The 24,525-nt window shown below is 71.8% G+C and carries 24 protein-coding genes, 1 tRNA gene and 1 pseudogene; 16 read left to right on the top strand and 10 right to left on the bottom strand.

What is annotated here, in order from left to right; all coding sequences use genetic code 11:
• Nucleotides 1-69 precede the first annotated feature (69 nt).
• Nucleotides 70-154, top strand: a tRNA-Leu gene (locus DJ81_RS05005).
• 376 nt (nt 155-530) lie between these two features.
• Entirely contained in the window at nt 531-842 is a 312-nt protein-coding gene (locus DJ81_RS05010; RefSeq protein ID WP_170938245.1) for a HalOD1 output domain-containing protein, read from the top strand.
• 183 nt (nt 843-1,025) lie between these two features.
• Here DJ81_RS05010 and DJ81_RS05015 read toward each other — a convergent pair whose 3' ends face one another.
• Complete coding sequence (locus tag DJ81_RS05015) at nt 1,026-1,466, bottom strand: MoaD/ThiS family protein (protein ID WP_094588757.1); 441 nt, start codon at nt 1,464-1,466, stop codon at nt 1,026-1,028.
• Nucleotides 1,467-1,535: 69 nt separating this feature from the next.
• Between DJ81_RS05015 and DJ81_RS05020 the strand changes: the two are divergent.
• A pseudogene (locus DJ81_RS05020) lies at nt 1,536-2,387 on the top strand (cbb3-type cytochrome c oxidase subunit I); the annotation flags it as partial.
• A gap of 89 nt (nt 2,388-2,476) precedes the next feature.
• Here DJ81_RS05020 and DJ81_RS05025 read toward each other — a convergent pair.
• The gene (locus DJ81_RS05025) at nt 2,477-2,923 is read right to left on the bottom strand and encodes a hypothetical protein (protein ID WP_094527901.1); all 447 of its coding nucleotides are present in this window, start codon (nt 2,921-2,923) and stop codon (nt 2,477-2,479) included.
• 82 nt (nt 2,924-3,005) lie between these two features.
• On the opposite strand from DJ81_RS05025, the gene DJ81_RS05030 reads away from it, so the two are divergent.
• Nucleotides 3,006-3,833, top strand: coding sequence for a BtpA/SgcQ family protein (locus DJ81_RS05030; RefSeq protein WP_094527902.1), 828 nt, complete (start codon nt 3,006-3,008; stop codon nt 3,831-3,833).
• A gap of 18 nt (nt 3,834-3,851) precedes the next feature.
• Here DJ81_RS05030 and DJ81_RS05035 read toward each other — a convergent pair whose 3' ends face one another.
• Genes DJ81_RS05035 through DJ81_RS05055 form a run of 5 tightly spaced genes read right to left on the bottom strand, consistent with a single transcriptional unit; the run spans nt 3,852 to nt 6,764 of the window.
• Nucleotides 3,852-4,892: a carbohydrate kinase family protein gene (locus DJ81_RS05035; protein WP_094588759.1), complete on the bottom strand. Its 1,041-nt coding sequence runs from the start codon at nt 4,890-4,892 to the stop codon at nt 3,852-3,854.
• 27 nt (nt 4,893-4,919) lie between these two features.
• Nucleotides 4,920-5,453, bottom strand: a complete 534-nt coding sequence (locus tag DJ81_RS05040; protein ID WP_094527904.1) for a nucleoside deaminase — start codon at nt 5,451-5,453, stop codon at nt 4,920-4,922.
• Between the two features lie 58 nt (nt 5,454-5,511).
• Entirely contained in the window at nt 5,512-5,868 is a 357-nt protein-coding gene (locus DJ81_RS05045) for a hypothetical protein (protein WP_094588761.1), read from the bottom strand.
• Between the two features lie 9 nt (nt 5,869-5,877).
• A complete protein-coding gene (locus DJ81_RS05050; RefSeq protein WP_094588763.1) occupies nt 5,878-6,582 on the bottom strand; it encodes a hypothetical protein in 705 nt (234 codons plus the stop codon).
• A gap of 2 nt (nt 6,583-6,584) precedes the next feature.
• A complete protein-coding gene (locus tag DJ81_RS05055; RefSeq protein WP_094522008.1) occupies nt 6,585-6,764 on the bottom strand; it encodes a zf-TFIIB domain-containing protein in 180 nt (59 codons plus the stop codon).
• Between the two features lie 161 nt (nt 6,765-6,925).
• Here DJ81_RS05055 and DJ81_RS05060 point away from each other — a divergent pair, with 161 nt between their 5' ends.
• From DJ81_RS05060 to DJ81_RS05075, 4 genes are all read left to right on the top strand, one after another.
• Complete coding sequence (locus tag DJ81_RS05060) at nt 6,926-7,876, top strand: permease (protein ID WP_094588765.1); 951 nt, start codon at nt 6,926-6,928, stop codon at nt 7,874-7,876.
• Nucleotides 7,877-8,253: 377 nt separating this feature from the next.
• Entirely contained in the window at nt 8,254-9,120 is an 867-nt protein-coding gene (locus DJ81_RS05065) for a PHP domain-containing protein (protein ID WP_094522006.1), read from the top strand.
• A 94-nt stretch (nt 9,121-9,214) separates the two neighbouring features.
• Entirely contained in the window at nt 9,215-10,504 is a 1,290-nt protein-coding gene (glp, locus tag DJ81_RS05070) for a gephyrin-like molybdotransferase Glp (protein WP_094588767.1), read from the top strand.
• On the top strand, nt 10,501-12,468 hold the full coding sequence (locus tag DJ81_RS05075; RefSeq protein WP_094527909.1) for a molybdopterin biosynthesis protein: 1,968 nt from the start codon (nt 10,501-10,503) through the stop codon (nt 12,466-12,468). The genes glp and DJ81_RS05075 overlap by 4 nt, the downstream gene beginning before the upstream one ends.
• Here DJ81_RS05075 and DJ81_RS05080 read toward each other — a convergent pair.
• From DJ81_RS05080 to DJ81_RS05090, 3 genes are all read right to left on the bottom strand, one after another.
• Nucleotides 12,438-12,899 (bottom strand): PaaI family thioesterase, encoded by a 462-nt coding sequence (locus tag DJ81_RS05080; protein ID WP_094527910.1) that lies wholly within the window; start codon nt 12,897-12,899, stop codon nt 12,438-12,440. The two genes, DJ81_RS05075 and DJ81_RS05080, sit on opposite strands and share 31 nt — an antisense overlap.
• Nucleotides 12,900-13,188: 289 nt before the next feature.
• Nucleotides 13,189-14,169 carry a hypothetical protein gene (locus DJ81_RS05085; protein ID WP_094588769.1) on the bottom strand — a complete coding sequence of 327 codons (981 nt, stop codon included), beginning with the start codon at nt 14,167-14,169 and terminating at the stop codon, nt 13,189-13,191.
• Nucleotides 14,170-14,273: 104 nt separating this feature from the next.
• Nucleotides 14,274-15,953: a histidine kinase N-terminal 7TM domain-containing protein gene (locus DJ81_RS05090; RefSeq protein ID WP_094522001.1), complete on the bottom strand. Its 1,680-nt coding sequence runs from the start codon at nt 15,951-15,953 to the stop codon at nt 14,274-14,276.
• Nucleotides 15,954-16,090: 137 nt separating this feature from the next.
• Between DJ81_RS05090 and DJ81_RS05095 the strand changes: the two genes are divergently transcribed.
• The 8 genes from DJ81_RS05095 (at nt 16,091) to tgtA (ending at nt 23,923) form a co-directional block, all read left to right on the top strand.
• A complete protein-coding gene (locus DJ81_RS05095) occupies nt 16,091-16,819 on the top strand; it encodes a lipoate--protein ligase family protein (protein ID WP_094588771.1) in 729 nt (242 codons plus the stop codon).
• A 128-nt stretch (nt 16,820-16,947) separates the two neighbouring features.
• Nucleotides 16,948-17,349 (top strand): 30S ribosomal protein S6e, encoded by a 402-nt coding sequence (locus DJ81_RS05100; RefSeq protein WP_094521999.1) that lies wholly within the window; start codon nt 16,948-16,950, stop codon nt 17,347-17,349.
• Between the two features lie 13 nt (nt 17,350-17,362).
• Complete coding sequence (locus DJ81_RS05105) at nt 17,363-17,830, top strand: hypothetical protein (RefSeq protein ID WP_094527913.1); 468 nt, start codon at nt 17,363-17,365, stop codon at nt 17,828-17,830.
• A gap of 97 nt (nt 17,831-17,927) precedes the next feature.
• Nucleotides 17,928-19,013 (top strand): Lrp/AsnC family transcriptional regulator, encoded by a 1,086-nt coding sequence (locus DJ81_RS05110; protein WP_094527914.1) that lies wholly within the window; start codon nt 17,928-17,930, stop codon nt 19,011-19,013.
• 31 nt (nt 19,014-19,044) lie between these two features.
• Nucleotides 19,045-19,734 carry a bifunctional precorrin-2 dehydrogenase/sirohydrochlorin ferrochelatase gene (locus tag DJ81_RS05115; protein ID WP_094521996.1) on the top strand — a complete coding sequence of 230 codons (690 nt, stop codon included), beginning with the start codon at nt 19,045-19,047 and terminating at the stop codon, nt 19,732-19,734.
• Nucleotides 19,731-21,068, top strand: coding sequence for a glutamyl-tRNA reductase (hemA, locus tag DJ81_RS05120; RefSeq protein WP_094521995.1), 1,338 nt, complete (start codon nt 19,731-19,733; stop codon nt 21,066-21,068). Before DJ81_RS05115 ends, hemA begins: the two co-directional genes overlap by 4 nt.
• A 472-nt stretch (nt 21,069-21,540) precedes the next feature.
• Nucleotides 21,541-22,317 (top strand): Nif3-like dinuclear metal center hexameric protein, encoded by a 777-nt coding sequence (locus tag DJ81_RS05125; RefSeq protein ID WP_094588773.1) that lies wholly within the window; start codon nt 21,541-21,543, stop codon nt 22,315-22,317.
• Nucleotides 22,318-22,399: 82 nt separating this feature from the next.
• Nucleotides 22,400-23,923 carry a tRNA guanosine(15) transglycosylase TgtA gene (tgtA, locus tag DJ81_RS05130; RefSeq protein ID WP_094588775.1) on the top strand — a complete coding sequence of 508 codons (1,524 nt, stop codon included), beginning with the start codon at nt 22,400-22,402 and terminating at the stop codon, nt 23,921-23,923.
• Nucleotides 23,924-24,525: the final 602 nt, after the last annotated feature.

Consider the following 24,525-nt stretch of genomic DNA (forward strand, 5'->3'; position numbering starts at 1 on the left):
CGGACCGGCCTCCGGACGGCGCCGCCTATCCGAAAGGGGTTTCACCCCGCCGCCGGAACCGAAATCCGCGCGGGGGTGGCTGAGCCTGGCCAAAAGCGGCGGACTTAAGATCCGCTCCTGTAGAGGTTCGAGGGTTCGAATCCCTTCCCCCGCATTCCTGCTGCGAGCGATTCGCGAGCAGCAGGAATCAGAAAGACGGGTTCGAACCCAGAAAGTCGGAGCCCGGACCGGCGAGCGCAGCGAACCGCATGCCCGGAACGTCTTTCGTTGGTTCGAATCCCTTCCCCCGCATGCTGTCGCGAGCACTCTGCGAGCGACAGCACTGGGCCGAGAAGGGGTTCGAATCAGGGAAGGACGCGAGCGTAGCGAGCGACGTGACCGTGGTTCGAATCCCTTCCCCCGCATATCGCGGCGCTCACCGACAGATGATGTCAGTATTCTGGCCAAATATATCCGGTGCAAACGACTTATGCCTCGGTCCCTGACAGCCTGTGTTAGAATCGTAACCCGAGTCTTGTAATACAGCCACAATGAATATTGAAACAAACCGGGACGGAGACGTCCCTGTGTACAAAGTCGATCTGAACGAGGCCGCCGATCAGTCTACGAGCTATACAGTAGTCGAAAGTATTGCAGACTTGACCGACCGAGACCCGGGCGACCTCGAACCGCTGTGGGATAGCGTCGATCCGGAGGCGTTGGACTCGTTCGTCGGCCACGCGAGCGAATCCTCGACGCCGTATCGACTCGCGTTCCAGTATCAGGGATACACGGTCGAGGTCGTCGAGAACCGGTGGCTCCGACTCGTCCCGAACGAGGAACCGGCCGCGTTCGCGAAGTAGCTTCGAACGGCGGCGACTACCGGCCGCCACCCGAGCGCCAGGCTCCTCTTGGTCTATCTGTCGCTCCAGACTACCAGGCCTGTCCAGAAACCGGCCCCTCCTCACTCGTCAGTGAACGGAGCGACTCGGTCGTGAGTACGTCCAGAGAAGCGGTTTCCGGGGAGCCGTACCGACGCAATTCGACTAACAACAGAACATGAACGGGTAGACGAGGGCGACGCGGTCGCCCGCTTCTAACGTCGTGTCGAAGCCGTTCTCGTTCTCGTTGAAGTGGCCGTTCACGAGGATCCGGGCGTAGGCGGTGGTCTGCTCACCGACCGGGTTCTTCGTCCACGTGCCGGGAAGCTCCTCGGGCGCCGGCGCCCACCCGCTGTGGGTCGCGTCCGCCTCGGTCTCGGCGATGAGCATGTCCTGTAGCTCGGGGTACTCCTCGAACAGCTCGTCGAGGAACGCGCGGAGGGTGTCGCCCTCGAACGCGTACTCGAACTCGTACTCGCCGAGCTCCGTGCGGACGTGCCCGGTACAGCGCACCGTGACCGTCGTCTCGGCTTCCGTTTCCCCTCCGGCCGCGGCGTCCGGCGCGCTCTCGACGGCGGGCTCTGCCGCCTGCTGACTCGAGGTCATACCGTTCTGTAAGGCGTCTCGGGGCGTAAGCCCCGTTACGAACATGTTCGGCACCATTCGGGCCGCCGCCACATGTGGGTCGAGGGCGCCTTCGAGTTCTTCATCGTCGCCATCATCGGGCTCACGCTCGTCTCGATGAACCTCCTCACCCGACGCAGCGCCGAGAAGTCGGTCATGCTGCAGGCGCTGCTGGTAATGGGCACCGGCGTCATCGGGGTCTCCCACCACTACTGGTGGGTCGGCATGCCCGACTACTGGGCGCCGATCGGGAGCGTCTTCTCGACGCTGGAGCTGCTCCCGCTGATCTTCATCCTCTACGAGGCGATCGGTCAGTACCGGGCGATGACCGCCTCGGGCGGGTTCACCTACACGCTCCCGTTCATGTTCATCGTCGCCAGCGGGGTGTGGAACTTCGTCGGCGCAGGCGTGCTCGGCTTCTTCATCAACCTCCCGCTGGTCAACTACTACGAGCACGGCACCTACCTCACCGTCGGCCACGCCCACGCCGCGATGTTCGGCGCGTTCGGGTTCCTCGCGCTCGGGATGGTCGCGTACGTGCTCCAGCTGTCGATCGACCCAGAGCGCTGGGACGGCTCGTGGCTCCGCGCGTCGTTCTGGCTCTGGAACGTCGGGCTCGCGCTGATGGTGTTCGTCTCCGTGCTCCCGGTCGGGTTCCTCCAGCTCGACGTCGGGTTCACCGAGAGCTACGCGGCGGCCCGGAGCCTCGCGTTCTACGAGCGGCCGCTCGTCCAGTCGCTGTTCTGGGCGCGGCTCCCCGGCGACACGCTGCTTATCGCCGGTACCGCCGTCTACGCCGCCGACGTGGCTCGGAAGCGCTTCGCGCTCCGGCGCTCCGAGGACGACCCGACCGTCGACGACATGGCCGTCGCGGAGGGGATCGTCGGCGGCGACGACGACTGACCGGAAACCTTGGTTTTAATCCTCAATCAGTTGTTTAGAATCCAGTTCCGTCGGCGACGGAGCGACCGCTCATCAAAGCCGGTCGCTCATCAAAGCCGGTCGCTCACCGCGCGGCGGATTCGGTCGATGAACCCCGAGTCGTCGGCGGAGCGAGGGTCGGAGAGCTCCCAGTCGGCCTTCTCGGCCGCCTCGCCGATCGGGCGGTACTCGAAGCCGACGTGGGTCGCGACGCGGCGGTCGGACGGAGAGGTCCCGACGAAGACGTGCCGCGGCGTGTCGGCCTCGTCGTAGACGTCGCCGAGCGTCCCCCACTTGTCCCAGTTGCGGAGCGCGTAGTCGTTCTCGACGCCGTGCTCGCGGACGAACCGCTCGACAGCTTCGGCGTCGTTCGCGACGATCCCGACGTACCGGCTCCACCGGCGGGCCTCGGCGAACGCCGCCTCGGGGTCAGCGAGCCGCCGCGCAGCGCCGAGCGAGAGGACGAGCGTCAGCTCGCCGCTCCGGGTCACGGGGTCGGCGTCGACGTCAAGGCTCATGACCGTTCGTCCCGAGTTCGACCCGGACCGACTAAACCGTGTGGGGAGGCTTATGAGGGGAGCGGGCGTCGCTGGGCGTGACATGGAGTTCGAGGCCACCTTCGGAACGGACGCGCCGGTGATCGGCATGGTACACCTCCCGCCACTCCCGGGCGCGCCGAAGGCGCCGGCGGACGGCGCCCGCGCGATGCGGGACGCGCTCGACCGCGCCGCGGCCGACGCCCGCGCCCTCGACGGCGGCGGCGTCGACGGGATCATGATCGAGAACTTCGGCGACGCCCCCTTCTACCCGGACGACGCCCCGAAACACGTCGTCGCGGCCGTCACCCGCGCCGCGACCGCTGTCGCCGACGAGACGGACCTCCCGCTCGGGATCAACGTCCTCCGGAACGACGCCGAGGCCGCGCTCTCCGTCGCGGCCGCGGTCGGCGCCGACTACGTTCGGGTGAACGTCCACACCGGCGCGCGGGTCACGGACCAGGGGGTCGTGCAGGGGCGGGCCCACGAGACGCTCCGGCTCCGGGACGCGCTCGGCGTCGACGTCGGGGTGTTCGCCGACACCGACGTGAAACACTCCGCCCCGCTGTCGGCCGAGGGGTACACCGCGGAGTCGTTCGCCGACACCGCCGAGCGCGGGCTCGCCGACGCCGTGATCGCCTCCGGACGGGGAACCGGCGAGGCGACGGACCCGGAGGCGCTGGAGGCGGTCGTCGCCGAGCGCGACGCGCACGGGCTCGACACGCCGGTCCTCGTCGGGAGCGGGGTGAGCGCGGAGACGGTCGCCGGGACGCTGTCGGTCGCCGACGGCGTCATCGTCGGCACGGCGCTCAAGGAGGGCGGCGAGACCACCGCGCCCGTCGACGCGGACCGGGTCGCCGAGCTTGTCTCGCGGGCCGACGAGGCGCGCTGAGGTCGCCCTCGGTCCGGGTCAGTCCCGTTCGGCGAGGAACCGCGCGACCGTTTCGCGGGTCGGGAGCCCGCCCTGCGCGAACCGCTCCGTGCAGTTGATCGCGGCGACCGCGGCCGCGAACCGGACGCCGTCCGCGACGCTCTCGGAGCCCGCGGCGTCGGCGCCGGCCCCGTCGTCGGCGCCGGCCCCGTCGCGCCCGCCGGCGACCCACTGATCGATCAGCCCGGCGACGAACGCGTCGCCGGCCCCCGTCGCGTCGGCCACGTCCACGTCGAACGCCTCGAACCGCCGGACCGCTCCGTCGGCGATCACGGTCATCCCGTCGGCGCCGTGCGTGAGGACGGCGCGCGGCCAGTCCGCCTCGGCGCCGCCGGGAACCGCGCCGCCCGCGTCGACTCGCGCCCGCTGCGCGGCCGCGCCCCGTTCGACCGCGGCCGCCTCGTCTCCGAAGTAGGCCGCGGCGGCGACGTCGCCGGCGACGAACAGGTCGGCGGCGTGGAGGAGTCGGTGAATCGTCTCGGGCTCGGTGCCGCGGCCGACGAGCTCCTCGACGGGGCCGGAGAGGTCGAAGACGAGCGCGGGCGGGTCGCGGGCCGACTCGACGAGGCCGAGGACGTCCCGCGAGACCGCGTCGGGCGTGTAGCCGGTGAGGAAGGCGACGTCGGCCGCGGCGATCGCCTCGCGGTCGGCGGTCGAGAGCCGGAGCTCGCGGAAGCTCTCGCCAGTCGTGACGATCGCGCGCTCCCCGTCGGGCGCGCTGAGGATGAGCGACCGGGTCGACGGGTCGTCGCCGACCCGCACGCGCGAGGCGTCCACGCCGGTCTCGGCGAGGTACTCGCGCGCCCGGCGGCCGTACTCGTCGTCGCCGACGCGGCTGACGAGGCCGACGTCGCGGCCGAGGCGGTCGAGCGCGACGGCGACGTTCGCGCCCACGCCGCCGAACACGCTCGTCACCTCGCCCGCGAACGCGCCGCCGTCCGGCTCGGGGATGTTGCTGACGGCGTACCACTCGTCTATCGCCGCGGCGCCGACCACGACGGTCTCGGGGTCGCCGGTCATCGCGCCGGCGGGTGTCGACCCCGCACGCTACGACTCCCCCGCGGGTCCGGCCCCGTAGAACGACTCGTGGAGCGCCATCGCGGCCTCGGTCGCGATCGGCCCCTCAACGGTCGTCTCGCCGCCGGCGCGGCGGATCACCTCCTCGCAGGGGACGGTGACGACGCCGCCGGTGAGCCCGTCGAGCGTCTCGCCCGAGACGCCGAAGACGACCCGGTCGATCCCCGCGTAGTGGACCCCGGTCGCGCACATCGGACAGGGCTCCGTGCTGGCGTACATCGTGCAGCGCGCCCGCTCGTCGGGGTCCAACTCGCGGGCGGCGCGCCGCGCGAGCGTCAGCTCCGGGTGCGCGGCCAGGTCGTCCTCGGTCCGCGTCTCGTTGCGCGCCTCGGCGACGACCTCGCCGTCGACGACGAGGAGCGCCCCGAACGGGGTGTTCCCGCGCTCCACCGCCTCCTCGGCGAGTTCGATCGTCCGGTCGACGAACGCGCGGTCGCGGGCGGCCGCACCCTCGCCGTCGGCGTCGCTCTCGGCCTCGCGGTCGCCCTCGTTGGGGTCGGTCATACGGGCGTGTTCGGGCCGGGGCACCTAACGTTTCGTGCGGCGGACGGCGACGGAGCGATCAGGGCGCGTCTCGGTCGTCGCCGCCGGCCCCGTCGGCGTCGACCCCGTCAGCGTCGACCTCGTCAGCGTCGACCCCGTCAGCGTCGACCTCCGTCTCACCGCCGGCCGGGGCGCCGTCGTGCGATCGCCTGACGTCCCGGAGCGCGTCGACGGCGTCGTCGGTCGCCGCGGTCCTGGTCTCGGTCGCGGCGCTCGGGTCGAGACCGGTCGGCTCGTCGCCCGCGTCGCTCCCGTCGGCGTCGCTCTCATCCGCACCGCTCTCGTCGGCACCGGACTCCTCGGCCGGCGACTCGCCGCGCTCGTCGCCGCCGAAGACCGTGCCGATCCACGCGCGCAGTCTGGACAGCAGTCCCATCGGTTCGCGTCAGTAGTTCCTGAACAGCACCGCGCGCACGTCGTCTTTGGTGCGCGCCGTCTCGACGTCGCCGTCGGGCAGTTCGACCTCGTACCGCGCGTCGCCGTCCGCCTCCCGCCACTTGTCGTCGTGGGTGTCGAGGAGGCTCATCATCGCGTTAAGCTGGCTGGCGCCGGCGTCGCCCTCGCTCTCGGTCTCCGCCTCGTCGTCCGCCGGCTCCGGCGTCTCGCTCTCGTCGGAGGGAGCCGGTTCGGACGCGTCGTCGCCGAGGTCGACGTCGACCCACGAGAACGGGTCCGCCGACAGCGACTCGGCCGCGTCGAGGACCGCGTCGACCAGCTCCGCCTTCGTCATGTCGCTGCGGCCGGTCACGTCGAACGCGGCCGCGATCTCGTACAGGTCCGCCTCCTCGGCGGCGTCCGGGTCGCCGTGCCGGCGCGGGCGCGACTCGAGCCGCTCGCGCGTGCGATCCCGGTCGAACGCCGTCTCGTCTCCCGGGGCCGCACGCGCCGCGTCGTCCGTTCGATCGCCGCCGAGCGCGGCCGGGTCCGCCTCGCGTTCGGGGTCGTCGACGGCGTCGGCCAAGTCCAGGAGGTACGCGAGCGTGTCCCCCGTGTCGACCGAGGCGTACGGCCCGGCGTGGGCCGCGGTCAGTTCCTCGCGGAGCGCCTCGATCCGGTCGCGGTCGTCGTCGGTGATCTCGATGGTCGGCATGGTCAGTCGTGTTGCTCCTGAAAGCGCGCGAACGCCTCCTCCCAGCTCTCGGCGAGTCGCGGCTCGCCCGAGTGGTCGGCCTCGACGCCGGCGTAGCCGCAGTCGTCGCAGGCGACCGCCGTCGCCCCGCCGAGCGCGAACGTCGACAGCGTCGTTCCGCAGCGAGGGCAGTCGAGTGACACGGGCTATCGCCTGAACGGTGGACCCGTGCCCTCAAAAGCGCACGGGGTGACGCGGGCGGAGCGACGCGACCGGGGGTGACGCGGTCGGGCTTCGCGCCGCCCGCGGCGCGACCGCGGGCTCGCGGGGTAACAATCATTAGAGTCGGCGGCGACCCTCCCGTATGAGCGAATCGAACGCGGAGAACCGCCTGCTGGAGTACTACCGGCGCTACGTCGGCGACCCCGACCGAGCGATCGACGTGTACGCGGGGTTCGGGCTCTTCTTCGCCGGGATCGGGCTCGGACTGGTCGGCGTCGCGATCTTCTTTTACAGCGCGACGCTCCCGTCCGAGGCGCTGTCGACGTACGCGGTCCGGGAGGTCGCCGCCGTCGCCGCCGCGGTCGGGCTGCCCGCACTCCTCCTCGGCGTCGTCGTACTGCTCCCCGTCGACCGGCGGATGGTGTACCTCGCCGGCGTCGGCACCGCGATCACCCTCGTCGCCGTCGGGCTGTTCACCTGGGCGTACCCGTACTACTGGAACGTTCCCGACACCGACTACAGCGCGCAGGTGGTCGCGGTGTACACTCTCGGGCTCGTCGCCGTCATCGCCGCGACCGGCGGCGCGCTGGTCGCCCACCGCGTCGAGCGCGCGACGGGCGTCGCCGGCGGTGCGGCCGGAGGCGACGCGGCCGGAGCCGGGTCCGCCGCGGGCGGCGTCGGCGACGACGGGACCGCCGGGGGCGCGGGCGGCGACGGCGACGCGGTCACCGACGCCGAGGTCCGAGCCGACATCGAGCGCGAGCTGGAGGACGCGGAGCTGACGTGGGGCGGCGTCGAGCGCACCGAGACCCGCCGGCTGGAACTGGACACGAGCGCGGTGGACGACGTCGACGTCGACCGCGAGAAGCTGGCCGGATCCGCCACGGAGACCCGGACGAAGTCCGGGACCGTCAACGACGCGGTCTCGGAGCTGAAGGGGCTCCAGGGCGGCGAGAAGAAGACCGCGAGCGGCTCGGGGACCGACGACCAGGCCGCGAAGCTCCGCGAGCTCCGGGAGCAACAGCGCCAGGAGTCCGAGGCGAGCGACGAGGAGGGGTCGGTCGTCGACAGAATCAGAGGGCTGTTCGACTGAACGTTTTATAACTTGCGTCCGTCGCGGGGATACGCTTCCGGAGTCGAGCGCGCTCAGTGAGAACCGATCGAGGACGGCTCGCAGAGCGCTTCGAGAGCCCTTCCAGAGCTCTTCCAGAGCGCCAGCCGCCTGTTTATAAATAGTTGAGTTCGGACCGCTGACGAACAGCTCCAAAGCCCGTACCGCGACCGCAGCCTCACGCCTCCCCAGCCTCGTCAGTCGCCTCCGCTTCGCTCCGGCGACTGACTCCCTCGCACGCGCTCCTCGCGGTCGCCGCGGGCGACCGCTCTGAGGCGCGCGCCGCGGCAGGGTTTCGTGATAACTGAGCGTCGGACGTCCTTCGCGCATTTAAGTATCTCCCGTCGCCTACTCCGGGTGTGTCCAGCGTCACGGTCAGCATCGACCCCCACGTTCACTCTGACGAGAGCTACGACGGCCACGAGCCGATCGAGCTCATCTTAGAGCACGCCGCGGAGATCGGTCTCGACGCGGTCGTGATCACCGACCACGACGTGATCGGCGAGTCGAAGCGGGCGGCCGAACTGGCCCCGGAGTACGGCCTGATCGGCATCCCGGGCGTCGAGGTGTCGACCGCGCACGGCCACCTGCTGGCGGTCGGCGTCGAGCGGATGCCGCCGCGCCGGCGCCCCTACGACGAGACGATCGCGTGGATCCACGAGCGCGGCGGAGTCGCGATCGTCCCGCACCCCTTCCAGCGCTCGCGTCACGGCGTCCGACAGCGGAACATCCCCGTCCCGGAGACGAGAGACGAGGAGGTCCTCGTCGCCGACGGCGACGGGATCGACGAGGTCGACGCCGTCGAGACGTTCAACGCGTGGCTGTTCACCGGCTACCGGAACCGCCGCGCGCGGCGCTTCGCCGCGAAGTACGACTACCCGGGCGTGGCCGCCAGCGACGCGCACCACCTGGAGTACGTCGGCCGAGCGTTCACCGACGTGGCGGTCGACGGGCGCGAATCGGTCGCCGACGTCACCGCCGACGACGTCCTCGACGCGATCCGGGAGGGGACGACCACGGTCGACGGTCGCCGCGCCCCGATCCGGATGGCCGCGAAGCACTACGTGGGCGCCGCGGGGCGTAAGTCCGGCTACTACGCCCGAACGAGCGCGGTCCGGAGCGCGACCGCGGCGCGGCGAGGGGCCGCCGAGACGCTCTCGGCCGCCCGGGTCGCGGCGATTCAGGGCACCCACCGCGCGGCACGGGTCCTCTCGTGGATCACCTGAGGCGACCGCGACGGCGGTGAGCCCGCGGTCGGAGCCCGGCGAGGCGACCGCCAGGGGAGCGGGGTTTTTGCACGCGGGACCGAAACGAACGCCCATGAGCCACGACAGACGCGAGGCCGGCTTCAAGCGGCGGACCCGCGTCGCGGACGCGCTGGCGACGCTGCTGGACGCCGCCGAGCCGCACGGCCGGACCGAGTCGCTGCCGACGGCCGACGCCGACGGGCGGGTCGTCGCCGAGCCGATCGACGCGCCGGCGCCGGTCCCGAGCTACGACCGGGCGGCGATGGACGGGTACGCGGTCCGCGCCGAGGACACGTTCGGCGCCTCCGACCGCTCGCCGGCGGTGCTCCGCGCCGCGGGCACGGAGGCCGAGTCGGTCGCGCCCGGCGAGGCCGCGCGGGTCCACACCGGAAGCGCGGTGCCCGAGGGCGCCGACGCCGTCGTGATGATCGAACAGGTGGAGGAAGTCGGCGAGGAGGTCGAGGCGTTCGACGCCGTCGCGACCGGCGAGAACGTCGGCGAGGCCGGCGAGGACGTCGCCGACGGCCAGCGCCTCTTCGACGCGGGCCACGTCCTTCGCCCCTCCGACCTCGGGCTCCTGAAGTCGGTGGGGCTCGACGCGGTCCCGGTGTACGACCCCCCGACTGTCGCCGTGCTCCCGACCGGCGAGGAGCTGGTCCAGTCCGACCCCGACCCGGGCGAGGTGATCGAGACGAACGGGCTGACCGTCTCGCGGTTAGTCGAGCGGTGGGGCGGCGAGGCGCGCTACCGCGACGTCGTCACCGACGACGAGGAGGCCCTCGCGGCCGCGGTGGAGGCCGACCTCGACGCCGACGTGGTCGTCACCACCGGCGGGTCGTCGGTCGGCGAGCGCGACCTGATCCCCGAGGTCGTCGACGGGCTCGGCGAGGTGCTCGTCCACGGCGTCGCCCTGAAGCCGGGCCACCCGGTCTGCCTCGGCGTCGCCGACGGCACGCCGGTCGTCTCCCTGCCCGGCTACCCGGTCGCCTGCATCGTCAACGCCGCGCAGTTCCTCCGGCCGCTCCAGAAGCGCGTCGGCGGGACGACCGCCGACCCCTTCCCGACGCGGCGCGCGGTCCTCGACCGGAAGGTACCGAGCGAGCCCGGGACGCGGACGTTCGCGCGGGTGGCGCTCTCCGAGCGCGAGGGCGACGAAGCGGACGGCGACGAGGGGGGAGACGGGGCGAACGACGGCGACGGGGGAGCGGCGAACCTCCCCGCCGCGACCCCGACGCGCGCGAGCGGTTCCGGCATCCTGTCGAGCGTCGCGCTCGCCGACGGCTGGGTCGTGGTCCCCGAGCCGCGGGAGGGCCTCGACGCCGGCGAGGTCGTCGACGTCGAGCTCTGGGAGGTGACGCCGTGAGCGACCGCAAGGAGTTCCGGGACCTCGCGACGCCCGCGGCCGCCCGCGAGGCGATCGGTTCGCTCGACCTCGCGCCGGAGTCGGAGACGGTCCCGCTGGCGGAGGCCCGCGGGCGCGTCCTCGCGGAGCGCGTCGACGCCGCGATCGACGTCCCCGGCTTCGACCGGGCGTCGATGGACGGGTACGCGGTCCGCGCCCGCGACACGTTCGGCGCGGACGAGGCCGACCCCGCGGAGCTCGACCTCGTCGGGGCGGTCCACGCCGGCGCCGCGCCAGAGGTGACGGTGGCGCCGGGCACCTGCGCCGAGGTCTCGACGGGCGCCGTGATGCCCGAGGGCGCAGACGCCGTGGTGATGGTCGAGCGGACCGACGAACTGGACGGCGAGGGGGAAGCGGGGGACGGAGACCGGCCCGACCGCATCGCGTTCCGGACCGCGGTCGCGCCCGGCGACCACGTGATGAGCGCCGGCGCGGACATCGCCGCGGGTGCCCGGGCGCTCGGTCCGGGAACGCGGCTCACGCCACGGGAGATCGGGCTCCTCTCCGCGCTCGGCGTCGACGAGGTCCCCGTCGAGGGGAAACCGCGGGTCGGGATCGTCTCGACCGGCGACGAGCTGGTCCGACCGGGCGAGTCGCTCGACCCCTCGCGCGGCGAGATATACGACGTGAACTCGACGACGATCGCCGCGGGCGTCGAGGAGGCGGGCGGCGAGTCGGTCCTCTACCCGCACGCGGGCGACGACTACGACGAGATGGAGCGGCTGCTCCGGCGCGCGGCCGACGAGTGCGACCTCGTGCTCTCCTCGGGGTCGACCTCGGCGAGCGCCGTCGACGTCATCTACCGGGTGATCGAGGAGCGGGGCGAGCTGCTGCTCCACGGCGTCGCGGTCAAGCCCGGCAAGCCGATGCTCGTCGGCCGCCTCGACCGCCGCGGCGACGAGAGCGGGTCGGCCGCGACCTCGGCGTACATCGGTCTCCCCGGGTACCCGGTCTCCGCGCTCACGATATTCCGGACGTTCGTCGCGCCCGCGATCCGCGAGGCGGCCGGCCGGCCCGAGCCCGCGACGGCGACCGTCGAGGGACGGATGGGGCTCGGCGAGCGATACGGGGAGGGACGCATGCGGCTGATGCCCGTCGGACTCCTCGACCTGGCCGACGGCGACCTCCCGCTCGTCTACCCGGTCGACAAGGGCTCCGGGGCGACGACGAGCCTCGTCGAAGCGGACGGCGTCGTCGCCGTCGACCCGGACACGGAGTACCTCGACCGGGGCGAGCGCGTCACCGTGCGGCTGTTCTCGCCCGAGGTGCGCCCACCGAGCCTGCTCGGCGTCGGCGAGGACGACCCGGCGCTCAACCGCCTGCTGGACCGCTTGGAGAACCCGCGGTACCTCCCGGTCGGCTCCCGCGAGGGGCTCCGGCGGCTGCGCGACGGCGTCCCGGACGTCGCGGTCGTCGCGGGACCGACCGACCGCGAGGTCGAGTCGGTCGAGCTCGGCGGCTGGACCCGCGAGTGGGGGCTCGTCGTCCCCGCGGGCAACCCGGCCGACGTGACTGGCCTCGAATCGGTCGTCGACCGCGACCTGCGGTTCGTCAACCGCCCGACCGACTCCGGGCTCCGGCGGAGCTTCGACGACGCGCTGGACGCGCTCGCCGACGAGCGGTCGACCTCGCGGAGCGAGCTGATCGAGGCCGTCGCGGGCTACGAGCTCACCGTGCGGGCGTTCGAGAGCCCGGTTCGGAAGGTGATCGCCGGCGACGCCGACGTCGGGGTCGGACTGCGCGAGACGGCGAAGCGGCTCGACTGCGAGTTCGTGTCGCTCGGCGAGCAGTCGGTCGTCGTCCGCGCGGCGCCCGACCGGGCCGAGCGCGACGCGGTAACCGAACTCGCGGGCGCGCTCGACGACCCGGCGGACCTCATCGACGGTCTCGCCGGCTACTCGCGGAACAGTCGGAACGACCCCTGACCGACGACGACCTCGTCGGTCTCGCCGTTGGTCGCGCTGGTGACGGTCATGTCGCTGACCCCGATCGACCCGCCGGACCTGACGATCGTCGCCTCGGCGCGGAGGTCTCCGGTCGCCGGGCGGAGGTAGTTCGCGTTGAGGTTCACCGTCGCGACGCCGCCCGAGAGCGGGTCCTCGAAGGCGGTGCGCTGGACGATTCCCCCGGCGGTGTCGACGAGCGTCGCCGCCACGCCGCCGTGGATGGTGCCGCCGTCGCTGTTCGTCAGCTTGTCGTCGTACGGTATCGAGAGGACGACCCGCCCCCGCTCGACGACGTCCACCGACGTGTTCAGCCACGAGAGGTAGCCGTGCTCCTCCTCGATTCGCCGTTCGACGAGCGCGACGGCTTCGGCCGGCAAGGGGTCCAAGTCCGCGACGTCTGTCCGGTTCATACCTCCAACTCACGAGGGTCCCGCTTGTAGCCCCCGAAACGGGAAACAACTGGTCCGGGGTTGGCGCGCCGGCGGCGGTCGGGGACCGGTGTTTCGAGGTCCGCCCGGTCAGCGGTCTGACCGATCGCTCCGAGCCCGCCCGACCGCTCTTGTCCGATGCCGAGCCACCCGCCCCGTGACCTGACGCTTCGCCCGCGGCGGCCGAGACGGGAGTCCGGCGCACCGCCGCGGGAACCGCCGAACGCGCCGGCCGTTCGCCAGCCGTCGTTCCCCTCGCGCTGACGGGACCTCACCCCACTCCGAGCCGGATCGGGTCGTCGATCGGGACCACGTCGAGCGACACCGCCTCGCCGATCGCGAACTCGCGGTCCGGGCAGACGACCTTCGCGCCGTACCCCGCGTCCCGCGCCGCGAACAGCGACAGCCCCACGACCCGCTCGCCGTTCGCGAGCACGTCGACGGCGTCCCACGCGAGTCCGCGACCCGCCGCGACGCCGACGCGTGTCCCCCACAGCGTCGCCGCCGCCCCCTCCTCGAACCGGCCGAACCCGTCGCCGCGTCCGGCCGGGTCGCCGTGTTCGACCGCGTCGCCGCCGGGCGTGCCACCGTCGAGCGCGCCGCCGGGCGTGCCCGCGCCGAACGCGCCGCCGCCGGCGTAGTGGGCCAGTCCGCCGTCCAGCGGGATCCGCTCGTCGCTCGCGAGCGCCGCGAACGACTCGCCCGGATCGGGGTGGACCGGCGCGTCGAGGATGACGTGCGTCGGCCCGCGTTCGACCACGACGCCCTCCCCGTCCCACGGGATGGGGGCGACCGCGACGTCGACGTCAACCGGGAGCGACCCGCTCGCCCTGAGCGCGCTCGCGCCGGGGGCTCGGAACCCGAGGTGGACGTGGTCGTCGACCCACTGCCCGAAGAACCCGGAGCGCGTCGTCGGCCCGAGGTCGTCGCCGACATCGACGCGGTCGCCGGGGGACACCTCGGGGACAACGTGGAGGATCCGAGCGGCGGTCCCGGGCGCGGCGCCGGCCCGCCGACACCACTCGTCGTCGAGGTCGACGACGATCAGATGGTCCTCGCTCGCGGCGTAGGATCGGTCCGGACAGCCGACGGTACGCGTCTCGCGAACGACGCCCGAGACGGGCGATACTCCCCGACCGTCCTCGGGGTACAGATCGACTGCGCTCCCGTCGTCGTGTGCCGGGTACGGCGAGTTGAACCGCGAGAACCGACGGTAGCCGTCGAGCGAGTCTGGCGGCAGCGTGACCGACATCGTCGTTCGGAGGGCGGGGCTCGACCGACAAGTGGCCGTCGACGCCGGTAGCCCGGGCCGGAGGTCGACACCGCGGAGTCGACCCGCCCGTCCGCGCCGTCGTCTCACCCGTCAGCGGGTTCGATCCTGGCGATCACGAAGCGGGCGCCGCCGGATTCAGACTCCTCGACGGAGAGCTCCCAGCCGTGCGCCTCCGCGATGTCGACGACGATCGCGAGCCCGAGCCCGGTTCCGCCGTCCAGCGAGACGCCCCGTTCGGTCACTTGGGAGCGCTGTTCCGGGGGGACTCCCGGGCCGTCGTCGGCGACGGCGAGCGCGACGCCGCCCGGTCGCCGCTCGATCTCGACCCGCACCGAGACGTTCGCTCCGGCGTGTTCTATCGCGTTGCGGAACAGGTTCGAGAGCAGCTGCTCGAGCCGATCGCCGTCGGCGAGGACGGTCGGGTCCGGCCCCTCGACGGAGAGCGTCGCGTCCGCGGTCTCGAGCCGCGACCAGACCCGCCGGACGGTCGCGTCGAGGGACACCCGATCGGCGGAGTCGACGGAGCGCCCCGCGGTCGCCAGCGAGAGGAGCCCCTCGATCAGGTCGTCCATGCGCTCGTGGGCGTTCGCCGCCCGGTCGAGCGCGTCGTCGTTCTCTCCGCCGTCGTGGCGCGCGAGCTCGACCGCCGCGGTCGCCGCGGCGAGCGGGTTCCGGAGGTCGTGGGAGACGACGCCGGCGAAGTCCTCCAGGCGCTCGTTCTGCCGTTCCAGCTCCGCCTCGCGGTGCTCCAGTTCGGTCTGGCGACGCTCCCGCTCCGTCACGTCACGGAGCAGGAACACGTGACCGCGGTCCGTCCCGCGGGGGTCCGTTATCGGGTCCTCCTGGATGTCGAACTGCCGCCCGTCGATGGCGATCGGGTGTTCGACGCCGATCTCCAGCCGCGGGAACACCGCCGAGAGCGACGACCCGACCGCGTCCGGCGGGAGCAGCTCCTCGGCGGCCGGGTTGAGGTCGCGGATCCGACCGTCGGACCCGGCCACGATCACCGGGTCCTGCATCACCTCGACGGCGGTGTCGCGGGCGACGACCGCGGCGTCGAGCGTCCCGAGCCAGAACACCGTTCCGTACAGGAAGACGCCGTGGACGACGAGCGACGACGGGAACCACGCGAGGTTCGCGTAGCTACCCAAGTCGACGACGGTGGCGATCCCGGCGAGGAACGGGAACAGCGTCCCGAGCAGGATCACGAACGTCTGGAGCCGGTACCGGTTCCCGGTCCGCTGGTAGAGGTCCGTGACGACGAGGACGCCGATGACGCAGAGCGCGTACGCGTACAGAACGAAGCCGACGTCGGCGAGGCCGAGCTCGAACGAGAGCAGCGTGAACGGCCCCTCCGCGACCGCGGCGAGCGAGCGACGGGAGAGCCCGTGCGTGGCGCTCGACCACGCGAGCAGCACCCAGACGAAGGGGGGCGTCGCCAGCGCGACGATGCGGTGTTCCGTCCGCCACTGGTCGTGGCCGGCGAACGCGAGCGTGAACGCCGTCCAGATCCCGGGGATCGCGGCGACGAGCGGCGTCGCGAGGTTGAGCGTCACGACCATTACCAGCTCGCTCGCGCTCGCGACCCTGACCGCGTACAGAAGCGATATCCCGCCGCCACACAGCAGGTAGAGGGCGACCTCGGTCCCGCCCGGTTGGTCGCGCTCTCGCCACGCGACCCCGCCGAGCCAGAGCCCGATGATCGCGGCGAGCAGGCAGGCCGCGAGATAGGCTCGTACCGGCAGCGCGCCGAGGTCGCTCATCGATACGTGACCCAATAAGAGGGCCGGCAAAACGTTTGTGTCATACGCCGGAGCCCCGCCCTCGGCGAGCCGCCGTTCGCGGACGGCGGCCGCGACCGGCCGAAACCGGCTTGTCCGCCGCCGCCCTGCAGACCGGTATGCGCGTGCTCAGGGGAGCTGTCGACGACCCCGACGCGGACCGTGAGCGGACGGCGGCGTTGCTCACCGACGCGGGTGACGGGACGCCCGGGCTCCGCGTGTGGGCCCCGGCCCGACAGATCGCCTTCGGTCGCCGCGACGCCCGCGCGGAGGCGTTCGATAGGGCCGAACGGATCGCCGCGGAACGGGGATTCCGCCCGGTGGAGCGCGACGTCGGCGGTCGGGCCGTTGCGTACGCCGGAGACACGCTGGCGTTCGCCCACGCGATCCCGTTGGGCGAGGGCGACCCGACGGGAAGCGGGGCACGCGGCTCGATCACGGAGCGGTACGACCGCACGGTCGAGGCGGTGGTCGGGGCGCTCCGAGAGCTGGGCGCCGACGTCGTCGCCGGCGAGCCGCCGGCGTCGTTCTGCCCGGGCGACCACTCGGTTCGCGTGGCCGGCGGCGGGAAGGTGTCGGGAATCGCCCAGCGCGTCCGCGCCGACGCGGCGCTGGTCGCCGGGTGCGTCGTCGTCACGCCGGCCGACGCCCGGGCGATCGCCGGCGTCAGCGACGCCGTCTACGACGCCATCGGCGTGCCGTTCGATCCCGAGACGGTCGGTAGCGTCGCGGCGGCCGGCGGCCCGAGCGAACCGGCGCGCGTCGCTCGGGCGCTGGAGGACGCGTTCGTCGAGGGTCCGTGGGGCGACGGGTCGCGGCGGGTCGAGCGGATCGGCGCCGGGCGGTGAGCGGAGGGATCCCGGGCGGCGGGCCGGGACCGACGGGGAAATCCCGCCGCCGAACCGGATCCGCGGACCGATCGGGGCCGGATCCCGGTTTCGACGTGCTTTTTATTCGCGGGGGTCTCCGTTCGCCCATGGCCGAATTCAAAGTCGTCATCGCCGACCCCGAGAGCGGCGAGACGTTCCAGCGAGAGGTCGACGGACAGGACGCCAACCGGTTCCTCGGTCGCGAGATCGGCGACGAGATCGGCGGCGACGCCGTCGGACTCTCCGAGCACACGATCGAGATCACCGGCGGCTCCGACGAGACCGGTCGACCGATGCGCGAGGACGTCTCGGGCACTCGCCTGAAGGAGCTCCTCTTAGAGGGCGGCGTGGGCTTCAAGCCGTCCCGCGAAGGCGAGCGCAAGCGCATCACCGTCCGCGGCCGCGAGGTCGACGACGACGTCGCGCAGATCAACGTCTCGGTCGTCGAGGGCGACGACGTCGCCGCAGCGCTCGGCGAGGGCGACGCCGACGACGCCGACGAGGAGTAAGGGCCCGTTTCCGATGCCCCGCGTTCCCTCCGACGACGAGGGCGTCGCCTCGATTCGCGTCTCGCTCGCCCGGAGCGGCGGCACTCGCCGCCCCTGCGTTCGGATCCCCGAAGACGACGAGCTCTCCGGCCGCGTCGAGTCGGGGACCTGCGAGTCGCTGTCGATGGCCGCCGGCGACGTGATCCGGATCGCGATCGATCGCGAGGAGTACCACGCCCCGGTGACCGCCGACAGCGCCGGGCGGCTGATCCGCGGCGCGTTCGACAACAGACGGCTCGCGCGGGAGGCGGGGGAGGGGGAGAACCGCCTGGTCGCGTGGCTCGCCGCGAACGGCCGAGAGCCGGGGGACAGCGTCGTCCTCGACGTCGTCGTGCCGGGGGAGCTGTACGGGCTCCGAGTCCCCGGCGAGCGGACCGTGTACGAGGCGACTCGCGGGCCGCCGTCGTCGCTCGCGGACATCGCGCGCGACCTCGACGGCTGAAGGCGGCGTCGGTGGCGCGGACCGGGACGGTGACGCTGATCGCAGACCTCGCCCGCGGGTCGGATCGCTTATTCTCGCTCGGACCCGATTTGGAGGCATGAGAGAGGTCGACGCGGATCTGACGGCGCTCGACCGCGGGATCATCAACGCCTTTCAGGGCGGATTCCCGGCGACGGAACGGCCCTTCGAGCCGGCCGCGGCGGCGCTTCGCGAACACGGCGTCGACGTGACCGGGGCCGAACTGTGCGAGCGCGTTCGCGAACTCGACGCGGAGGGCATCCTCTCGCGGTTCGGCGCGCTCGTCAACGCCGAGGAGATCGGCGGGGCGGCGTCGCTCGTCGCGATGCACGCGCCCGAGGACCGCTACGAGGAGATCGCGGAGACGGTCAACGAGTTCACCGCAGTGGCGCACAACTACGAGCGCGAGCACCCGCACCTCAACATGTGGTTCGTGGTGAGCGTCGCCGACCACCCGGACCCCGACAAGGACGGGAACGACCGGGTCGAGGAGGTGCTCGCCGAGATCGAGGCGGCGACGGGCCAAGAGACGTACAACCTGCCGAAGCTCCGGGAGTTCCACGTCGGCGCGAAGTTCCTCGTCGACGGTCCGGTCCCCGACGGCGACGTCGACCTGTCCGACCTCGGTCCGGCTGTCACGCCGAGCGACCGGGGGGCGCTCACGCCCGACGAGCGCGACCTCGTCGTCGAGATCCAGGGCGGGCTCCCGATCACGGAGACGCCGTACGCCGACGTGGCGGCCGCGCTCGACGCCGACGTCGACTGGGTGATCGAGACGATCAAACAGTTCGAGGCGGAGGGGAAGGTGCGCCGCGTCGGCGTCATCCCGAACCACTACGCGCTCGGGTACACGGAGAACGGAATGACGGTCTGGGACGTGCCCGAGGATGTCCTCGACGAGGTCGGCCCCGCGGTCGCCTCGCTCGACTTCGTCACGCACTGCTACGAGCGCCCTCGGCACGCCGGCGTCTGGGAGTACAACTTCTTCGCGATGACGCACGGGCGGACGGAGGCGGAGAGCGAGCGCCGCATCGCGGAGGTGAAAGAGCTGATGGACGAGCACTGGGACGTCGGCGCCGACGACTGGGACACGCTGTTCTCGACGCGAATTCTGAAGAAGACGGGGATCCGCATCGCCGACCGCGCCGACAGCAACACGACGTGATCCGTCGCACCGCGGTTCGGGGGCGTCCGACGTGATCCCGTTGTACCACGACTTCGCCGGGGAGTCGGTGCTCGTGTTCGGCGGGGGGAGCGTCGGCGCGCGAAAGGCGTCGCGGTTCGCCGACGAGGCCCGCGTCGTCGTCGTGAGCCCCGGGTTCGACGAGCGGCTCGTCGAGCGGGCGCGGGACGGAGGCGGAGCGAGCGGAGCGGGAGTGGAGCTGGTCCGCGCCGCCCCGGACGCCGACGCGGTCCGCGGTTGGGTCGCGCGCGTCGACCCCGCGCTCGTGGTCGCCGCCACGGACGTCGCCGCCGTCAACGCCGCGGCGGAGGCCGCCGCGCTCGACGCCGGCCTGCTCGTCAACCGAACGGACGTGTCGGCCGCGGACCGATCGGGCACGCGCGACGCCCGGAGCGTGGTGGTCCCGGCGACCGTCGAGGACGAGCCGGTCCGGGTCGCACTCTCGACCGGGGGCGCGAGCCCGGCGCTCGCGAAGGCGCTCCGCGAGCGCGTCGAGGCCGAGATCGACGGCGCCGGCGCGATGGCGGAGCTCTCCGGCGAGCTCCGCGCGGAGCTCAGAGAGCGGGAGATAGCGCCCGAGGCGCGCCGGGAGGCGATCCGTCGCGTCGTGCGATCCGAGGGGGTTTGGAAGGGTTTACAAAAGGGGAGATCCAACGGTCGTCAAGAGGCGTATTCCGTGATCGAGGAGGTACTCAAGGAATGAAAGAGACGGGAGCAATCGCCGGCGTGAGCGTCGCTCACTCCCGCGCGACGGTCGACGAGATCGAGTCGGCCGGCGGCGACGGCGTCCGTGCGACCGTCTCGGACCTGCTCGCGCGCGACGGCGTCGAGGAGGCGTTCGCCCTCCAGACGTGCAACCGCTCGGAGGCGTTCGTCGTCACCGACCGGACCGTCGACGGGACCGACGCGCTGGCGTCGTTCGCCCCCGAGGTCCGCGGCGGCGCGGTCCGCCGACTCGACCACGAGGAGAGCTTGGAACACCTGATGCGCGTCGCCTCCGGGCTGGAGTCGCTCGTACTCGGCGAGGACCAGATCATCGGCCAGCTCCGGGAGGCGTACGAGGAGTCGAAGTCCGCGGGCGGCATCGGCCCCGTCCTGAAGGACGCGGTGACGAAGGCGCTCCACGTCGGGGAGCGCGCGCGGAACGAGACGTCGATCAACGAGGGGGTCGTCTCGCTCGGGTCGGCCGCGGTCCGGCTGGCCGCGACCGAGATCGACCTCACCGACGGTTCGGCCGTCATCGTCGGCGCCGGCGAGATGGGGACGCTCGCGGCCCGGACGCTCGACGACACGGCCGTCTCGGAGATCGTCGTCGCGAACCGGACGGTGCCGAACGCGGAGTTCGTCGCCGGCGAGGTCGACACGCCCTCGGAGGCCGTCTCGCTCGCCGACCTCCCGGCGGTCGTGCACGGGGCCGACCTCGTGATCTCGGCGACCGGGAGCCCGGAACCGGTGATCGAGCCGGAACACGTCGCGGACGCGGGGCGGCTCGTCTGCATCGACATCGCGCAGCCCCGCGACGTCGACCCGGCGGTCGCCGACCGCGACGAGCTCACGCTGTACGACATCGACGCGTTAGAGGACGTGACGCGCCGGACTCGCGAGAGCCGCGAGGCGGAGGCGCGCGAGGTCGAGGCGATCATCGACGAGGAGCTCGACCGAATCCTGCGGGCGTACAAGCGCAAGCGCGCGGACGACGCCATCTCCGCGATGTACGCGGGCGCCGACCGCGTCAAGGCCCGCGAGGTCGACCGCGCGCTCTCGAAGCTGGAGGCGCAGGGCGATCTGACCGACGAGCAGCGCGAGACCGTCTCGGACATGGCGGACGCGCTGGTCGGCCAGCTGCTCGCGGCCCCGACCAGCTCGCTGCGCGACGCCGCGGGCGAGGACGACTGGGAGACGATCCGGACCGCCCTCCGGCTGTTCGATCCCGAGTTCGACGCCCCGCCCGAGGTCCCGGGCGGGACGTCGGCGGAGGAGAGCGGTCCGGAGATCGACGGCCCGCCGGAGTCGATCGCCGAGGAACTGGACGATTAGCGCTCCCTTCGGTCGCCCTCGCTACTCGCGCGACTCGCTGTCGTTCGAAAGGCGCGGAGCGCCTTTCGTGATGTCGTCAGAACGCTCTGCGTTCTGACTGCTAGCCGAAAATCTCTGATTTCCGGCGATGACGAGACGCCTCGGGCGTCTCGAACCACGCGCTTCGGTCGCTCACTTCGTTCGCTCCCTGCAGTGCTTGCGTCGTCGTGCTTCGTCCTCGCGGCTGCCCATTTGAATCCCGCCCCGCACAGCACCGCAGCCTCACGCCTCCCCAGCCTCGTCGGACGCCCTCCGCTTCGCTCCGGACGTCCGACTCCCTCGCGCGCGCTCCGTCGCGCCCTCCGGGCGCTCGGAGGCGCGCGCCACCGCATGAGACGTTTATATGCCTGAGAGACGTTCTCGGTCCGGCTGCGATCGGAGCCGACCCGGACGGACCGTCGCTCTTTATTCCCCGGCCGATCCACGGATCGTCATGAAACTCTCCGAGTACGCGCGACGGCTCGACGACGAACTCGACACGGCGGCGTACGCCGACGTCGACGCCAGCGCGAACGGGGTACAGGTCGGTCCGGACGACGCCGAGGTGGAGCGCGTCGCGTTCGCGGTCGACGCCGCCGAGGCGACGATCGAGGCCGCGGCCGACGCGGGCGCCGACGTCCTCGTCGTCCACCACGGGATCTCGTGGGGGGGCATCGACCGCGTCACGGGGACCGCGTACGACCGGATCGCGGCGCTGGTCGAGAACGATCTCGCGCTGTACGTCTCACATCTCCCACTGGACGGCCATCAGGACCTCGGTAACGCGGCCGGCGTCGCGGGCGCGATCGGGGTCGGGGACCGGGAGCCGTTCGGCGAGATCGGACCGGTCACGATCGGGACGGTCGGCGAGCTCGACGCGCCGCGGTCCGCGGCGTCGATCCGGGAGGCGCTTGACGACTTCGATGGCCAGCCCGACGGCGAGGCGTCGCCGACGCGCGTGCTCGATTTCGGCCCGGACGAGATCGACCGGGTCGCCGTCGTCACCGGGTCCGGCGTCGACTGGCTCGACGAGGCCGTCGAGGCGGGCGCCGACGCACTGATCACGGGCGAGGGGAAGGGGAAGGCGTACCACGAGGCGCGAGAGGCCGGCGTCACGGTGTTCCTCGCGGGCCACTACGCGACGGAGACGTTCGGGGTGCGGTCCCTCCGGTCGCTGTCGGCGGAGTGGGGGCTGGGGACCGAGTACGTGAGTCACCCGACGGGACTCTGAGGAGTCCGACCGGAGGGGCGAGGGCTCCGTCCCGTCGCCTCCCGAACGCAACCCTTACCGCCCGCGTCCGCGCACTCCGGGTATGCGCGATCACTTCGAGATCCGGGACCACGACGCCGCCGGGCGGATCGGCCGGCTGGAGGTCCCCCGCGCCGGGGTCACGGTCGAGACGCCGGCGCTGCTGCCGGTCGTCAACCCCAACGTGCTCACTGTCGAGCCGTCCCGACTCCGCGAGGAGTTCGGCGCGGAGATGCTGATCACCAACTCCTACATCATCCGGAGCACGGACCGGATTCGCGACCGCGTGCTGGACGAGGGGCTCCACGACTTCCTCGGGTTCGACGGCGCGATCATGACCGACTCCGGCTCCTTCCAGCTCGCCGAGTACGGCGACATCGACGTGACCACCGAGGAGATAATCGAGTTCCAGCGGCGGATCGGGAGCGACGTGGCGACCCCCGTCGACGTGCCGACGCCGCCGGACGTCGACCGCGAGCGCGCCGAGCGCGAGCTGGCGACCACCGAGGAGGCGCTCGCCGACGCCGAGGCGGCGGAGACGGGCGAGATGCTCGTCAACGCGCCCGTACAGGGGTCGACGTTCCCGGACCTCCGAGAGGCGGCGGGCCGGCGCGCGACCGACACCGACCTCGACGTGTTCCCGGTCGGCGCGATGGTGCCGCTCCTCAACGCCTACCGCTACGCCGACGTCGTCGAGGCGGTCCGCGCCGCGAAGCGCGGGCTCGACCCGGACGCGCCCGTCCACCTGTTCGGCGCGGGCCACCCGATGATGCTCGCGCTGGCGGTCGCCGCCGGCTGCGACCTGTTCGACTCGGCCGCCTACGCGCTGATGGCGCGCGACGGGCGCTACCTGACCGTCTCCGGGACCGAGCACCTGGAGGAGATGGAGTACTTCCCCTGCTCGTGTCCGGTCTGCGCCGAGCACACGCCCGCGGAGCTCCGGGAGATGGACGGGAGCGCCGGGGGCGGAAACGGCGACACCGACGCCGACGCGTCCGCCGAGCAGCTGCTGGCCGAGCACAACCTCCACGTCACCTTCGAGGAGCTCCGCCGCGTGAAGGCGGCGATCCGGTCGGGGAACCTCCTCGAACTGGTCGACCGCCGGGCCCGCGGTCACCCCGCGATGCTCGACGGCTACCGGGCGCTGCTGGACCACGCCGACGAGCTGGAGCGCGCCGATCCGGTCTCGAAGGACGCGTTCTTCTACACCTCCCACGAATCGGCCCGGCGCCCCGAGATCCGCCGGCACCGCGACCGGCTCGCCAGGCTGGAGGTCCCCGACCGCCTGCTGCTCACGGAGTCGAACGCGCCCTCCACGCACGACTACGACGCCGTGTGGCGCGTGAAACCCCCGTTCGGTCCCTTCCCGCGGGCGCTCTCGGAGACGTACCCGCTCACTGCCGAGGTCCCGGAGCGACTCGACGACGCGGCGCAGGTCGCCGCGGCCGAGGGCGTCGCCGCCCTGGCGTCGGCGAACCCGGAGACCGCGATCACGCTCGGTCACGACGGCTGGCCAGAGACGGCGCTCGACGCCGTCCCCGACTGCGTCGAGACGGAGGACCTGCGGACGCTCGGGCGGTCCGGGTAACGGGGCTTGTTGAACCCCCGATCAGTGACTGATTTCTGTGGCTGTGCTGAATACAGGGCGGGAGTCTTGTACTAGTCCCCCTCAGTATGATCAGGCCGGATCGGTCAGTACAGGGAAATCACGAATCACTCGATAAACTTAGTTCGCTGAGTCTTGACTCCCGTTCGGTCGAAGCACTGTATAAAAGAGAAGCCCAAGTTCTGTAAGTACGACTACGCCCCCGATCGAGCGAGCAGCAGTCGATATCCCTGTCGTGTAACCACGTACCGCAACAGCGAGATCACCAAGTGCCGCGACTCCAAGCCCGAGCAAAAATACAATTATGAAGAGCAGATACCGAATCGATGTAAGTAGTTCATCTGTTCCGGAGGGCATCAAAACTAGTTCGAGTGGTGTTTGTGATAACTTTTCTGAACTGGTAAACGACTGACCAGTTCGCAAGCGCAATCTATGCCTAATTTAGAATTCAAATGGGGAAAATAACGCAGTCCCCGTGCTGATTAGATCCTCTGTATCGGTCACGCTAGCACTGACAAGCGCCGAGTAGTTCGAAACGTCACTGCTACATATAACGCGCGTATTTTACACGGAACCCCCTCCAG

Origin of the sequence: Halorubrum sp. Hd13 (genome assembly GCF_002252755.1) — an archaeon.
Taxonomy (GTDB): Archaea; Halobacteriota; Halobacteria; order Halobacteriales; family Haloferacaceae; genus Halorubrum.